Source organism: Lacticaseibacillus salsurivasis (assembly GCF_036246225.1).
In the GTDB taxonomy this organism is placed as follows: Bacteria; Bacillota; Bacilli; order Lactobacillales; family Lactobacillaceae; genus Lacticaseibacillus; species Lacticaseibacillus salsurivasis.
Genome location: NZ_BTTP01000012.1, coordinates 40,079 through 54,836, shown reverse-complemented (window position 1 = coordinate 54,836; position 14,758 = coordinate 40,079). Strand labels below are relative to the sequence as shown.

The 14,758-nt window shown below is 56.9% G+C and carries 12 protein-coding genes and 2 pseudogenes; 6 read left to right on the top strand and 8 right to left on the bottom strand.

Annotation, left to right across the window (positions count from 1 at the left end; genetic code table 11):
• The first annotated feature begins 1 nt into the window (after window position 1).
• Entirely contained in the window at window positions 2-1,936 is a 1,935-nt protein-coding gene (locus tag AAA927_RS09065; protein ID WP_338217574.1) for a glycosyltransferase-like membrane protein, read from the top strand.
• Between the two features lie 16 nt (window positions 1,937-1,952).
• On the top strand, window positions 1,953-2,357 hold the full coding sequence (locus AAA927_RS09060) for a GtrA family protein (protein WP_338217573.1): 405 nt from the start codon (window positions 1,953-1,955) through the stop codon (window positions 2,355-2,357).
• Between the two features lie 48 nt (window positions 2,358-2,405).
• Here the strand turns inward: AAA927_RS09060 and AAA927_RS09055 are convergent, their stop codons facing one another.
• Window positions 2,406-3,383, bottom strand: coding sequence for a Gfo/Idh/MocA family protein (locus tag AAA927_RS09055; protein ID WP_338217572.1), 978 nt, complete (start codon window positions 3,381-3,383; stop codon window positions 2,406-2,408).
• Window positions 3,380-3,829, bottom strand: coding sequence for a heme-binding protein (locus tag AAA927_RS09050; protein WP_338217571.1), 450 nt, complete (start codon window positions 3,827-3,829; stop codon window positions 3,380-3,382). Before AAA927_RS09050 ends, AAA927_RS09055 begins: the two co-directional genes overlap by 4 nt.
• 174 nt (window positions 3,830-4,003) lie before the next feature.
• Here AAA927_RS09050 and AAA927_RS09045 point away from each other — a divergent pair, with 174 nt between their 5' ends.
• Together AAA927_RS09045 and AAA927_RS09040 are read left to right on the top strand one after the other, a co-directional pair.
• Window positions 4,004-4,855: a MurR/RpiR family transcriptional regulator gene (locus AAA927_RS09045; RefSeq protein WP_338217570.1), complete on the top strand. Its 852-nt coding sequence runs from the start codon at window positions 4,004-4,006 to the stop codon at window positions 4,853-4,855.
• A gap of 33 nt (window positions 4,856-4,888) precedes the next feature.
• Window positions 4,889-5,380 carry a VOC family protein gene (locus AAA927_RS09040; RefSeq protein WP_338217569.1) on the top strand — a complete coding sequence of 164 codons (492 nt, stop codon included), beginning with the start codon at window positions 4,889-4,891 and terminating at the stop codon, window positions 5,378-5,380.
• A gap of 138 nt (window positions 5,381-5,518) precedes the next feature.
• On the opposite strand, the gene AAA927_RS09035 is transcribed toward AAA927_RS09040, so the two are convergent.
• On the bottom strand, window positions 5,519-8,272 hold the full coding sequence (locus AAA927_RS09035) for an SEC10/PgrA surface exclusion domain-containing protein (RefSeq protein ID WP_338217568.1): 2,754 nt from the start codon (window positions 8,270-8,272) through the stop codon (window positions 5,519-5,521).
• Between the two features lie 285 nt (window positions 8,273-8,557).
• Between AAA927_RS09035 and AAA927_RS09030 the strand changes: the two genes are divergently transcribed.
• Window positions 8,558-10,450, top strand: coding sequence for a helix-turn-helix domain-containing protein (locus tag AAA927_RS09030; RefSeq protein ID WP_338217567.1), 1,893 nt, complete (start codon window positions 8,558-8,560; stop codon window positions 10,448-10,450).
• Between the two features lie 209 nt (window positions 10,451-10,659).
• Here the strand turns inward: AAA927_RS09030 and AAA927_RS09025 are convergent, their stop codons facing one another.
• From AAA927_RS09025 to AAA927_RS09005, 5 genes and pseudogenes are all read right to left on the bottom strand, one after another.
• Window positions 10,660-11,532 carry a LysR family transcriptional regulator gene (locus AAA927_RS09025; RefSeq protein ID WP_338217566.1) on the bottom strand — a complete coding sequence of 291 codons (873 nt, stop codon included), beginning with the start codon at window positions 11,530-11,532 and terminating at the stop codon, window positions 10,660-10,662.
• 15 nt (window positions 11,533-11,547) lie between these two features.
• Window positions 11,548-12,180 (bottom strand): NAD(P)H-binding protein, encoded by a 633-nt coding sequence (locus tag AAA927_RS09020; RefSeq protein ID WP_338217565.1) that lies wholly within the window; start codon window positions 12,178-12,180, stop codon window positions 11,548-11,550.
• Between the two features lies 1 nt (window position 12,181).
• Window positions 12,182-12,517, bottom strand: coding sequence for a carboxymuconolactone decarboxylase family protein (locus tag AAA927_RS09015; protein WP_338217564.1), 336 nt, complete (start codon window positions 12,515-12,517; stop codon window positions 12,182-12,184).
• Between the two features lie 3 nt (window positions 12,518-12,520).
• Window positions 12,521-12,934, bottom strand: a complete 414-nt coding sequence (locus AAA927_RS09010) for a cupin domain-containing protein (RefSeq protein WP_338217563.1) — start codon at window positions 12,932-12,934, stop codon at window positions 12,521-12,523.
• Between the two features lie 171 nt (window positions 12,935-13,105).
• Window positions 13,106-14,345 (bottom strand): annotated as a pseudogene (locus AAA927_RS09005) (MFS transporter).
• Between the two features lie 171 nt (window positions 14,346-14,516).
• On the opposite strand from AAA927_RS09005, the pseudogene AAA927_RS09000 reads away from it, so the two are divergent.
• Window positions 14,517-14,756: pseudogene (locus AAA927_RS09000) on the top strand (flavodoxin); the annotation flags it as partial.
• Window positions 14,757-14,758 lie beyond the last annotated feature (2 nt).

Sequence of the window (14,758 nt, the reverse complement as noted above, 5' to 3'; positions counted from 1 at the left end):
TATGAAAAAGATTAAACCCGCTTTTCTGCCAGCAATTTTAATCATCTGTCTGCTCATTGGCAGCATTGGTAACCTGACCAGCGTGCTCGGGGTGCCATCACTGGTGGTCGCAGCCCTGCTCGGCACCGGCTTGTATTTCGCTGCCCCGCGGCTTGACCGGCTGACCGCAAAGCAACTGCGCTGGGGCCTTGGCCTCGGCTTGCTGGCGATGCTGGTCGCCCAAATCGTCGTCTTGCACGTGATGCCCAATACGGTGTACCACGATCCGTACCGAGTGCTGTCGCAAGCCGACCAGCTCGCCGCCGGGCACATGACCTGGGACATCACCTATTTCTGGCGCTATGCCAATAATGTGCCGCTGGCCTATCTCATGTCGCTGTGGCTGCGGCTGACGCAACTATTTGGCTTCAGCACCAATCTTTCCGTGCACCTGCTGAGTATTTTGGTGTTGGACGGCTTTATCGCCCTGGCCCTGCAGACGATTTGGCAGCTTAGCCGGCGGCCCAGCCTGCTGGTCGCGGCCTTCGGGTTTTTCGCCTTGACGCCGTTTGCCTACACCTACTATCTGCAGGTTTTCTACTCCGACTTGCCGACGATGCTGGTGCTTTTGATCATCATGCGCAGTCTGCTCAACTGGGCGCAAAAAACACCGCGCCAGCGCTGGCTGGCAGGTGCCGGACTGGTCGTGGCCGTCACCCTTGGCGCCATGCTCAAACCAAATCTGGTGGTCCTGTTGCCAGCGTTGCTGATTGTCGGGTTAATTTTGGCCCGCCAGCACTTATGGCGGCAAGCCAAATTGACCCTGCCCATTCTCTTGATTGTGCTGGGCTTCGGTCTGAGTCTGCCAGCGACCAAAGTCATTGACGGGGCGGCCAATTATCAACCGCGAACCGCCTTTTCGTTCCCAGCCACCAACTGGATTTTAATGGGTTACAACCAGCACAGCAACGGCGGCTACTCTGGCAAGGATGTCGGCCGTTCCATCAAGCAGCCCAGCCAAGCCGCCCGCCAGCAGTACGATCTAAAAACCATCCCCAAGCGCATCAAAAGCCTCGGCGTGGTTGGCGTCGTCCGGTTGTGGTTGGTGAAGTTAGGTATCGTCCTCAATGTCCAAGGCATTCAGCGCTGGTACAACGGCGGCTTCCGGGCCGCGCCCAGTTGGTACAGCAATCATGCCGGCTTTTATCAAGGCCTGACCGTGATTGGTTATGTGGCCGCGACCCTGCTCATGTGGGGTGCGCTGATGCTGAAGCTTTTGCAGTGGCGGCCAGATCTGACCGACCCGCACCAGATCGTTGCGCTGCTGGCAGTGACCACTGCCCTGGGCTACCTAGCTTTCCACACGCTACTGTGGGAAGTTGAACCGCGCTATGGTCAAGCCATTCTACCGCTGCTCTGGGTAGCTTTGGCGGCCATCCCGCATCGGGCTCGCCAGTCGCGCCCACGCTGGGCGAACAAGGCTGGCCTCCTCAGTGGGACCGCCGCTTTACTGCTGGCCGTCGGCGCCGCTGGCATCCTTGGTGCTAAGCTACCACAGAAGCAAGTCATCGCCGCCCAGCGCAGCCAGCTGTCCGTGCAGTATCACGCCAAACCTAAAACCGTGACGCCAGGCACTGTGCTGGCAGAGGTGGTCGATGTGAACGCCCCGGCGAACTATTTTTCCGTGCAGATTCATGCTGGTAGCCAGGTGCAAGTCAGCCTCACTAACCTCACCACCGGGCAACATTATCAGTTGACGATGGCTGGCAGCGTGGCGCGGCTGCACCACCAGCTCGCCGCTGGACAGTATCGGATTAGCGTGCAAAATCTCACCTCTCGTGGTCAGCAAGTCGACGTGACGCACACCTACCATTATCAGCTCGCTGCTCATCCGCTAACGGTGAACGGCCAGTCGCAGCCCACCGCTTCATTGATCTACACCTGCATGCAGCGCTAAGAAAGGAGCAAGACGCATGGAAAAACCAATCACGAACCTTTACAGCAAATACGGCACCGCCTTACGCTACTTGATTGTCGGCGGCCTCACCACTGGCATTAATGTGGTGCTGTTCTTCGGCCTGACTCACCTCGCGATGCCATGGTTCTGGGCGAACATTATCGCCTGGGTCCTCAGCGTGCTGTTTGCCTTCATCGCCAACAAAAAAGTCGTGTTCAACTCCGCCGACATGACCTTCCGGACCGTGATCAAAGAAGGCGCCAGCTTCTTCACCTTGCGCGGCGCGTCACTGCTGGCGGACACAGCAATTTTGTTCGTCGGCCTCACCCTAATGCACGGCTCGCCACTAGTGGTCAAGTTGATCGACCAAGTCGTCGTTGTCGTACTGAATTACGGGTTCAGCAAATTGATTTTCGCGTAACGAAAAAATGGTTCCGGCAGTTTCAGCTGCTGGGACCATTTTTGCTACTCAGCCGAGTTTAATGCCGGCATCCGCCAGCGCCGCGTCGACCACCTTCATCACTGCCAGCGAATGCGCCATCCGCTGCTTGGCGGCGGCCAAATCGTGATTGGCAATCATCGCTTCAAAAGCGACGAATTCTTCATACATGCGATGCTGGTCGACTTTCTGATCGACTGTTTCCTTGGTGCCGTCATTCAGCACCTCGGTGAAACCAGTCAGCACATTCACCGGCCCCGCGATTTGAATCGAGCCGCGGTTGCCTTGAATGGTGGAACGCACTGGTGCGGAGCAATCCTTCGCGGCCACGCACACCACCTGGGTTCCTGGATAGTTGAGCACCAACGCGCCTGAGGTATCGATGTTGCGCTCAACATTCGCGTAATAATGCCCGCTCAGCGGCGCCCCCAGCAGCCCGACGACAAAATGGATGTTGTAGATGTTCAGATCCATCAGCGCCCCGCCGCCTTTTTTCGGATCAAAGGCGGGCAAAATGGTGCCGGCCTGAAAGGCATCATAACGGTGCGAGTACTGCGAGTAGTTGCATTCAATCACCTTGATGTCCCCTAGCGCCGCCATCCGCTGCTTAATCGCAGCGTAATTGCTTAGATATTGGTTCGTGATGGCCTCAACCAGCACCAATCCCTTGGCTTCGGCTAGCGCCGCCAGCTCCTGCGCCTGCGCGCTAGTCAGCACAAACGGTTTTTCGCAGATGACGTTTTTACCTGATTCGAGCGCCAACTTGGCGAAACGATAATGTAGGAAGTTAGGTAGCGCCACGTAGACGGTATCGATATCGGCCTGGCTTAAGCAAGCGGCAACGTCGGTATACACCTCATCAATGTGGTGCGCCGCCTGCATCTCCTCCATGGTGGCCAGATCTGCCGGCACGCCCATAATCGCTTTCAGCTGAACGTCAGGCACCCGGTCAATCATGGTCAAAAAGTCTTTCACTATCATCCCGGCGCCAAAAATCGCTAATTTCATTTTGATTGCTCCTTTTGTAATTGCTGTAGTGACGAAACCAACAAAGCATGATCCTGGTCATGCCTCAACCCGGAAATGGCAAAGGCGCCGCGCAACTCACCGTTAATGACCAGCGGGAACCCGCCGCCGCAAATTGCGTAACGGTCATCGGTTTGCCAGTCACGGTATGGCGCCTCCTCACGATGCAAAAATGTGTACAGACTGCTGTGGTGAGTCTGTAGCACCGTGAATACCTTGCGGGCGACCCAGCCAGCATCTTTGCGCCCCGGCATCAGGTACTGCAAAACGATTTGTTCATCAAGCACCACCCGCAGTGCCACCGGCTTGAGCTGGTCAGCTTGCACCCGCTCAGTCACAATCTGCGCCCAGCGCAGGGCATCGGCGCTGGTGAAATACTTAAAAGTGAGTTGTTGTTCCAAAACCTGAAGTGCTTGATCTGTTAGCATAACGGCCCTCCCTTATCAGTAACAGGGTTAGTATAGCCGCCATGCGGATAAGCGGAAGGCTTTGGGGCGGCTTAGGTCAAAATGTGCCAAACTAGTGTATATTTGAAGCAAAAGGCGCGACATTTTGTTTTAATGGCGGGCAAAGCGAGGCACGTCACCTGGGGAGGGTTTATCATGACGTTCATGGACAAGCTTAACGCAACGCAAAATCTGAGTGACAACGAGCGCCAGATTCTGGCTTACATCAAGGCCCACCTGAATACGGCGGCCCAGATGACGAGCCAGGAGCTGGCGGCAGCGACCTTCACTTCGCATTCGGTCATCGTCCGACTGGCCAAAAAGCTCGGCTATCCGGGCTATCGCGCCTTGCACGAGGATCTCATCAAGGAAGTGCAGGCGCGGCTCCTGCAGCCAAAAGCCGTCGATGCGAATTTTCCTGTGCAACCTGGTGATTCGGCCATGACCGTGGCCAAGCACATCGCGGATCTGACCACCAACACCATCCAAACTGCGCTGACCCAGCTCGAGGCGGCCGACCTCGCCCAGGCGGCCCAGCTGATTGAAACGGCGCGCCGGATTTTTATTTTTGCTGCTGGCGATTCGCAAATTCGCGCGCGCAGTTTTCAAAATAAGCTGAGCAAAATCGGCCTCTACCCAGTGATTGCCGACGAGTATAACGATGCTGACTGGGTCGCCACCGGCCTGACCCCTGACGACCTCGCCATTTTTCTCAGCTACTCGGGCAGCGGCGCCAGCAACTTGCGCATCGCGGAGCGGCTGGGCCAGAGTCAAACGCCGCTGTTGGTGCTCACCGGCAACGCGAAGAGTCGGCTGTTGACCCATGCCACCTGCGCATTAGTGGTCACGCAAAAAGAATCGGCGCTGTATAAGGTCAGCACTTTTTCCTCGCAAATCAGCTTTGAATATCTGCTCGACACGCTCTTTGCCATTATCTATGGCCACAAGTATCAAACCCACGTCGGCAAGCTGATGACCGATTTGTCCACCATTCACCCCGAGCATTAAGCCGTCCAAATTCGGGTAAAGGAGGTTTGTCACATGGCAAACCAATCCATCATGCACCTCGCGTTTTACACCAATCAGCTCCCAGCCTTACGCGATTTCTATGAAAACACGCTGGGCGCCAAGCCGAGAACCATCGTCCGCTTCAGTGCCTACAAAGGCGTCAAGAACCGCGGCGACTGGGCAAAGCTGGCGGAAACCAACCCCAACGGTATCGTCTATGTGTTCGAAGAACTGGCGCCAGGGCAATTCTTGGAGCTGTTCCCCGTCGACCAGCCGCTGCCTAAAGCGCCAACTTTGGGCGACGGCACCTCCCATTACAGCCACTTCTCCATTCTGGTTGATGACATTCAAGCCAGCTATCAGCATTTGCTGGCGCATGGCGCGCCCATCGACACCAAGCCCAACATTGGGAATTCCCATACGTGGCAAATGTGGACGCATGATCCTGATGGCAATATGATTGAACTGATGCAGTACACCGACCAGTCGTTTCAGCTGACGGGACATATTGATGAACGCATTTAACTAGCCAGCAAAACGGCCTAGAACGCGTGGTGGCGGATTCGTCCTCACCTCACGTTCTAGGCCGTTTTGATAATCAAAAAAGCAGCTTCACTACCTGTTACGGTGTAGTGAGGCTGCTTTTAGTGAATCAAGAGCAGGCTATGCCTGGTGGCGCTTGCGGCTTTCAGCGAAGCCGAGGAGGCTGAACAATGCGGCGGTAGCCAACCCTAATACGGTCAGGTTGCTACTATCGGTGTCGCCTGTCCGTGGCAGCGCGGCTGGCTTGCCAGTTTGGGCCAAGTTGACCGGCTGACCCGGGATGGTCCGCCGTGGGGCAATTGGTGCTGCCGTTGGTTTCAGCACCGGCTTTGATGGGTCTGCTTTCTCACCCTGTTCCAGCTTGTCCAGCTGATCCACTAACGTCTGGGCCCGTTGAATCGTCGCCAGCAATTGCTGGGCAGAGGCCAAATCGCGGCGAGCGTTAGTCGCCAGTTGGGCCAGCACCTGATAAACCGCGTCTTTCAGCTTGGCCACATTTTGGGCCGTCGTCGCTTCGCGGGTCAAGGTTGCCAGCTTCTGCTGCGCCGCGTCTAGTGCCGCCTGAGCAGCAGCCAAGGTCGGCGCGGCGGCTTGGAGCGTCTTCAGCGTGGCTTCAAGCGCCGCCGCTTTGCTGGTGCCAGCCTGGAGGGCCTGCTGCGCTTGGGTCAACTGATCTTCAGCGGCGGTCAGCGCCTGCTGCAAGGCGTTGACTTGAGCCTGTTGGGCTTGTTGGGTCGCATGCGCCGCCGCCAGGGCCGCTTCCGCTGCGGTCACCGCGGCCGCGGCGGTCTGGGCTGCGGTATCGGCTTGCTGAGCGGCATCGGCGGCGGCAGTAACGGCCTGATCAGCGGCGGCCAAGTCAGCCTCAGCTTGGGTCAGTGCTGCAGTCGCTTCCTGTTGAGCCGTCTGGGCCTGGCTCAAGGTCGCCTTGGCTTGGCTCAAATCGGTATTCGCCGCAGTTTCCGCCGTTTGGGCCGCGGTCACTGCAGCGTCTGCCGCTTTCTTGGCGGCTTGAGTTGCTGTCTGCTTGGCCTGGGCGGCAGTCAAAGCCGTCTGCGCCGCGGCCACAGCGGCAGCCCCACCATTGGCTGCGTTGGCGTTTGCCTGGTCCAAAGCTGCTACAGCCGACTCGTAGGCCGCTTTATACTCATCGTAATGGCTATCGTAACGGACCCAGTCGCCGAGGGTTTCATCGTAGTACGCGACCCCTGGTTGTTGAGCAAGGTCGTAATTCTTTTTGGCCACATTGTAGGCCTGCTGGGCGGCGGCCTGCGCGGTATCAGGCTTGATGGTAGCCGCTGCCATTGGCCCGTAATTCTCCGCGATGAAGCGGACCCGTTCTGCCTCAGTGGTGGCTTGCGTTGGGGCGTCCGGCCCCACACCCAGCACATGAATCGAATATTGGTAGGTTAGTCCCGGTATCCCAGTGTCAGCCTCGGTCTGAGTCTGAACGCGAAACGCCAGACCATAATTATCCGAACTCTGAAGAAGCCCGATGGTATGCCCGTAATTTGAGTTCTGGTCTCTTGCCGTGAAATTCACGACCGAGTCGAAGGTAAGCTGGAACAGTTCGGCTTCGGAGAACTGTTTGTTCGGTGTGGAAGTGCTGGTAAAACCGGCATTATTTTCGTAAAAATTCATCGTGGTGCTCCCAGCTAAGCCCCGCTGCTCTGCCGCAGCGCTGATTGCCGCGAGGTTGTGCCCATCCCACAAGTCAAAATCACCGTAGCGCGCAGCCACATCCTTCGCGAAGTCAATGTCACCGGTGTTGACGTAGGCGGTGCTGTGCGGATCCAACGCTAAGCGCATCGAGTTAAGCAACGTGACGAAGTATTCGTTCACCTTGAGCAGTTCTGCGTCCGGCAGGTTGGCCAAATCGTACTTGGCCTCGGTGTCCAACCCCGTAGCGTCGAAGACATTCGCGGTTGCGATTGCTTGAGCCAGGCCGTCCAGCGTGGTCTTCGCCTGCGCCTTGGCCGTCGCATCGGTCGTCGTGGTGAAAAGCTTAAACGCATCCATCCACGTTTGTGAGAGGTTGATGGCCGTGGTGTAAGGCTTGGTGTCACTTGCAGTCTGGGCAGCGGTCAGCGCAGTTTGCGCCGTAGTCACAGCCTGGTCGGCATCGTCCGCCGCCGCTGCCGCATCCGTTTGCGTCTGCTTCGCGGCGGTCGTCGCGGCGGTTGCTTTGTCAACCATCCTCTGCTGGTTTGCAACTGCGGTGGTCGCAGCATCTACCGCCTGATTGGCGTTGTCCGAAGCCGTTTGTGCTTCTTGCTGCGCCTGCTGGGCGGCAGTCTGAGTCTCGGTGGCTGCGGTCAGCGCGGCGGCGGTGTCGCCGGCGTTCACTGCCGCCGCTTCAGCCGCTGTCAAATCAGCCTGCTTCGCTTCAACGACGGAGGTATCGGTAGCCAGCGTTGCCGAGGCGTCGTCTAACTGCTCTTGGGCAGTGTCCACTGCTGCTTGAGCGTCATCAACCTGCTGCGCAGTTTGCGCGTTAGCCTGTTGTTGCGCAGTCAAGTCAGCAGTTGTCTGGGCAATCACTTCTGGGGTCGCCGCATTTGCTGTCTGCTCGGCGGCGTCAACTGCTTGCTGCGCCTCAGTTACCGTTTGCTGAGCAGCGGCTGCCTGTGCTTGGGCTGCTTCGGCTTGTTGCTTGGCGCTCTCAGCTGCACTGCCAGCGGCTGCCGCTTTTGCTTCTGCCGCATCAGCGGCCGCCTGCTTGGCAGCCACACTTTGTTCGGCGTCTTGCAGCGCGTCTGGACTCGTAGTCTCGGTTGGCGCTGCCACTGTGTCTGCATGCACCACTTTGGTCGACACGGCGGCAGTGGTCATCGTCGCCGCAACGGTGGTGGCAAGTACGAGTGCTTTTTTCATATCACAATCCCCCTTGGCCTGACCCGTGTCCCCTCCACCGATCAAGCTACCCTTTTTCAATTTACGAGCGCGGCGGCCAAAGATGGCTCTGACCGTTCCCCCCTGCGAGACCGCAGTTGGCCGCTCTGCCGTTATTTTACAAGATGCTGTTCTTACCCCTCAATCGTTTGGGCGACTGGAGACCAGCTTTTAGGCAAAATCTTGCATATCTGTAATTTTTGCTTTATTCCAGACTGCGAATATTTTGTTATAATTTAACTAATTTAGAACCAGGAGGGTGAGCATATGAGCACACAAACCATTGGTGAATTCTTCCGGCAGTTTCGCAAGAACCGCGGCTTGTCTCTGACCCAGGCGGTAGCCGACGCAGACTGCTCTGCCGCCGCGCTGTCACGTTTTGAACGCGATCAAAGCGACCTGAGCCTCGCTGCCATCAAACAAATTATGCAAAATCTGCGCCTGACCACCAACGATTTCAACACTTTGCTGACGCAACAACCAGCTGCCCTGGGTGAACCAGCGTATGTCGCCTTTATTCGGCAAGATCAGGCGGCGCTCGCCGCTTTAGCCACCGGTTTTTGGCAGACCTTCCCGCACGACACGCAGCGACTGCCCTTGGTCTATGCGGATCTGCTACTGAAAACCAGCCAGATGCCGCAAACTGCTCATTATCACCTGCTACCCAATCAGGAAAAGGCCCTCGCCCACTTTCTGAAGCCCAGTCCGCTTTGGAACATCACGCAAACCTTAACCATGGCTGCGGCGCTGCGATTCGCCAGCCACGAACTGCTCGCGCTCATCACCGACCGCTTCATCCAAAACGTCCAAGCCATAGACGAGACAACTGTCAACGAGTCCTTCCTCCGTGAAGCCGACTTAGCACTGCTGCTGTTTCACCTCCTGTGCCGGCGCGAAGCTGCTTTAAGCCATCCGCTGCTGGAGGCGATGCAGACCTACCACACCTTGCGCCGCCAGCACCTGCAGCCTGGCACCTCGCGTGACGTCCATTCCGTCAACTCAGCACCCTATGTCCACTTTGGCCAAGCCATGGCGGACTGGCTTGCCCAACCCAGCGCGCAAGCAGAGGAGCGCGTGCGCGCCGAATCAAACAAGCTGCGAACGCTGGGCGCGGTGGCATTAGCCGACTACTTCGACCGGGTCTGGCCGCAGGTCAAACAAGGCCGCCAGTCCTGGCACAATCCGGCACTAGCCGCGACTTTTGACCGCGACACCTTGGCGTTGCCTGATCGACTCATGTTCTCCGGACCGGTCGTCAAACAGATTCGCCAGTTTTACGGTCTCACGCTGGCTGATTTGAGCGTGAATTGGCGGTCTGCCACCCAATCTCGTTTTGAAACAGGGCAAACCCAGCTCGGCTTCCGCGACGCCCTTAACCTTGTCCACCTGTTGATGCTGGATGGCAATATTTTCTACCCTGGATTGTTCAGCTACCCGCTCGCCGCGTTCGATCACCAAGTGGCGGCGCATGCGACGTTACCACGGCAAGAGGCCATCAAAGCGGCCTTGATTGAGGCGCGGGCCACTGCCGCCTGCCAGTCGCTGGTTTACGATCGCTTCGCCATTGTCAATGTCGAGGTCCACGCCATCCAAATGACCCTTGACCTAATCGGTGATGATGACGCGACGCTCGCTTTCCTGGACCTGTCCTACGAGCAAATGGCGACAGAAACGCTAGCTGGGCTGCGGGCCACCAAACATGTGCAAAATTCCGATCTGGTGGTACTGGAACGCGCCATCCAGGTGCTTCCACCAGCCGCCAAGGAAGAAGCTTGGCACTTGGCCTTCACCTCTAGCCGCCTGCCAGTTAATGACTCGCTGCACCTGACCAACATGTACAGTAATCTGATTTTCAGTCTGGCTCTGGACGGCGACTTTCCCCGGATGAAACGCCTGGCACCTGCCTTGCCCGCGCTCCAAAATGATGATACCTCGCTGGTTGGAATCTTCCCTTTGGCGACGACCCAATACCTGATCGAGCTCTTCTCCTCTCCCGCCACCGCCAACTCAACCTGGCAGCGAATTCATCGAGATACGCGCTGGATCAGGGAATACGTTCAGCCCAAGGCCGGGGCCACTGTCTGGATGGGCAACCAGTACGATATCCTGGAAGTGGAGGTGCAGGAGGCGTTCGATCAGTGGCAGGCGGCGCAGGAATAACACAATGCGCACTGTTGGAGCCGTAGCGACAGGGCCTCGGCCGACAAGTTCATTCATCACCATCTTTAAGTACAAACAAACGGCCTCACCCCAGATGAATACTGGAATGAAGCCGTACAGAAACTAACAGACCTTGATACAGTCCTATCGATCAACTTGACGGTTCGCGTGGCACCGAATGCCACTCGAACCGTTTTTGTTTTGGCAATTTATTCTCGGAACCGATCGATAAACGCGGTCGTCACCGGCGTTTGCAGCCGGTGCTTGCGCCAGGCCAGCACCGTATGGGTCTGGACCCGCGGCGAAAACGGGATAAATTTCACGTCCCGGTGGTCGTTGGGTTCAATCACCCCTTCAATCGTCAACGCCGCCCCGACGCCAGCGCGCACCAGCGGCAAGATGTTGAAGATTAGATTGAAGTGGCCGACAATGTTCAGCTCGGCCAAGTCCAGCTGCGACCAATTCGCCAGCAGCTGTTGCACCGGGGCCCGGCTTGAAATCATCAATGGCGTCTCTCGCAGTTGATTCGGCTCAATCACCGGCTGGCAGGCCAGTGGATCATCGACGTTGACCACCAGGCCCCAGCGCTCGGTATGTGCCAGCGTGATGCGTTCGTATTTCTCGGCATTCACCGGCTCCAGCAGCAACGCCAGGTCAATCAAGCCTTTGTCCAACCGGTCAAACAGCTCATCACTGGTGCCAGTGAATAAGTCGAAGGTCACCGCCGGATAGGTTTGGGTAAAATCAGCGAGTTCCTTGGCCAAAGCGTGACTGCTATCAGCTTCCACCGCCCCGATGTTGATGTTGCCACTGAAGAGTTGATGCTGCTGATTAACAAACGTTTGCTGGGTCTGCTCGGTCAAGGTCAGAATTTCCTGCGCCCGCGTTTTCAAATACAGCCCCGCCTCTGTCAGCGTCAGACCGTGATTGTTGCGCGTAAATAGCGGCGCGCCGAGTTCTTCTTCCAAGCCCTTGAGCTGGCGGGACAGCGTGGGTTGCGTAATGTGTAGCCGTTCCGCCGCGCGGGAAATCGAGCCCGCGTCTTCAATCGCCAAAAAGTATTCGAGTAAGCGCAATTCCATGGTGTGGCCTCCCTGTTAGTACGGGCGATCACCATCTGTGCCCGGTTGATCAATCCCAAGGCTACTATAACGGTGCCGCTCCGGTTTGACAATCGTCCTCACGATGAGATCGGCGATACTGACGCGAGAAACAATCGTCCCTTTGAAAGGCGTCCCTTTGGCTGTTAACTCGTAATCAATCCGGTCGGCGTTGGTCATATAAGCCGCCCGAATGATGGTGTAATTGAGCGGGCTTACTTCAATCAGCTTAGCGGCGCGACGCGTATCGTCCATCACCGCCGGCCCAATCGAGGCCTCCAGCCAGCGGCCAAACTCACCAGGGACTTCGTGGTAAAGGCCCAGCCCGGTAAGGTAAATCAGCCGCGCAACGCCAGCCGCCTGCATTGCTTTGACGATGTTTGCGGCGAGCGGTTCAAACGGACCGCCAAGGTTGGCGTACACAATGTCCTGCCCAGCCATCGCTTGAAACAGGGCCTGATAGTCATTAACATCGGCTTCCACTACCGATTCGCGGCGCGGTTCGATTTGGCCGAGGCGCTTGGCCTGGCGTAGATACAGCGTCAAATGCGCATCCGTCTCGGCCAGTAGCCGCCGGCGCACCAGCTGCGCGACTTGGCCATTGGCGCCTAAGATCAACACATGAGTCATGCTACTTGGCCGCCAATTCGTCGCCAAAGATTTCCTTGGCGAGGCCGAACGCCGACCAGGCTTTTGGCCAGCCAGCGTAAAAACTCAGGTGGGTGATCAAGGCCACCATTTCGGTTTTGGTCACGCCGTTCGCTTTCGCGATTTTCATATGGGATTCGAGCTGCGGGAACAGGCCTTGCGCCATCAGCGCGGCACAGGTAATCAGGCTGCGGTCGCGAGCGGACAATTCATCTTCCTTGGCCCAAACTTCACCGAACAGCACATCATCATTCAACGCGGCAAATTGCGGGGCAAATTCACCCAAGTTGTCGCGGCCAGCCGTTTGTTTTTTCACCATCGTTTAGTCCTCCAATGCGTTGTACTGAGCGTCGGTCACCAGTTCGAGCCATTCAGGCGTGCCAGCCGTGATGGCGAGGTGCGAGAACCAGCTATCTTTGGTCGCGCCATGCCAGTGCTTCACGCCATCATGGGTCACCACCACGTCGCCAGGGTGCAACTTGCGCGCCGGCTGGCCTTCTTCTTGGTACCAGCCTTCGCCGCCAGTCACCAGCAGCAACTGGAACCCATTGTGATGGATATGCCAGTTATTGCGGCAGCCTGGTTCAAAGGTCACGTTGCCGACCCCAACGTTAATGGCGGGATCGCTGATGAGGCTGTTGAGATAGCTTTGGCCGACAAAATATTGCGCGTAGCCATCGTTCTTGGCCCCCATGGCGAAAATCCCGTTTTTGACTGCTTGTTCATTGTTTGTCATGTTGATTGCTCCTTTTCTGACCTAATTAACAACCTCAGTGTATGCCACCCTCTTCTATGTTTCTAATGCTTGGTTGTTCTATCTGACATGCTCACAAAGCATATCTAAACTCAAAAAGCATCCCCGAACAAATGCGGCCAGTCAGGCGCCATTTAGTCGAGGATGCTTGGTTCACTGTTTAGTCGTTTGCAACTGCTGGTCATACTGCCTCGCACTCGGCATGAGCCAAGTGGCCAGCCCGCACAGTAACGTTCCGGCGCCAGCAATGATGAACAAACTGGCCACGCCAATTCGATCTGCCAGCGGCCCAGCAAAAATCAAGCCAATTGGCCCAGTCAAACTCATTAACGCATTCAGCACGCCTAGCACGCGCCCGAGCTGTTCCGGGGGAAAACTCTGTTGAATCATGGCCATAAGCAAGGTGTTGAAAAATGGGGTCCCAATCCCTGCAAGTAAATTCAACGCGACGAACCACCAGTACCCCGTGCTCGTCCCAGGCAAAAAGCCGCTAGCGCCGATGGTCACCCCCAGCACCAAGTAGGCCGCTAGAATCGGCTTCATCCGGTCCTGCCCTTTTGCCAAACAGGCCAATCACCGCCCCGCCAGCCAGCATCCCTGCCGAATAAATCACTTCGATTAGGCCTGCTTGCCCCACAGTGCCGTGAAAATACTGCATCGTCATCAGCGGGTACATACTGGCGGCTGGCATAAAGACGAGCGTGAATGCCGCCCCGATGACGCTGATTGCCCACAAGCCGCGGGTTTGGCGCAATGTGCGATAACCAAATAGCATGTCGGCCACCACCTGCACCTTTTCCCCTTGCGCCGGACTGCGCGGAATGTTCACGAGGAGCAGCATGCCGGTGCCGAGCAGCGCGCCCAACACATCCAGCATGATCACCCACTGAATCGGCAACACGGCAAACAGGAACGCCCCCAGCGCCGGGGCAATCAGCATGTTCGCCGACTGCACCATCCCCAACTGGCCGTTGATCCGAGTCAGTTCCGCTTCTGGCACCATTGTCGGCAGCAGCGATTGCAAGGTTGGCATCTGAAAGGTTTGGCCAATGGCGCGCATCGCCAGGGCCACAAACACCAACCATAGCGGCATTTGCCCAGAGATGGTCGCCGCGGCAAACAGCGCCAGCGCAAAGCCAGCTACCACCCAGTCGGTGATAATCAATAGGCCTTTTTTGTTGACGCGATCCACGAAGCCACCAACAAACGGCGATAATAGGACCATCGGCAGCATCCCGACAATCGTGGCCACACTGAGCACCGTGGCGCTACCGGTGTGCTTGGTCAAATACCAGATGATGGCATATTGCACAATCATTGAGGTGATGCCGGAAAGAAATTGGCCGCCGAGAAATAAATTAATATTGCGGCGCCAGTGAACGATGGTTGTCATAACGGCCTCCTTGCCCTGGTTGCCTGCGGGTTAAGTCATTGTCTTATCAGTATACTGAGGCCAGGGTTGGCTGCCAAGCAGGCATCGACCTCATCAAAATATTTTTACATTTGCGCTTGCCTTACACCTACTCGAAGGGACTATGCTGATCTCAACTTAAGGAGATTGCTGATGTCAAAAACAATGATTGTTTACTACTCATGGTCAGGCCGCACCGCTGCACTGGCACATCAACTGCAGCAGCTGACCCAGGCTGATACTTACGAACTCAAGGTTCCCGCTGGCACCTTCAGTCAAGATATGGATGAAACGTCGACTCTGGCCAAAACGCAACGACGAACTGGCAAGTTGCCGGCCTTCACCCAGCCCTTGCCTGACCTCGCCGGCTACGACCTGATTCTCGTAGGTGGGCC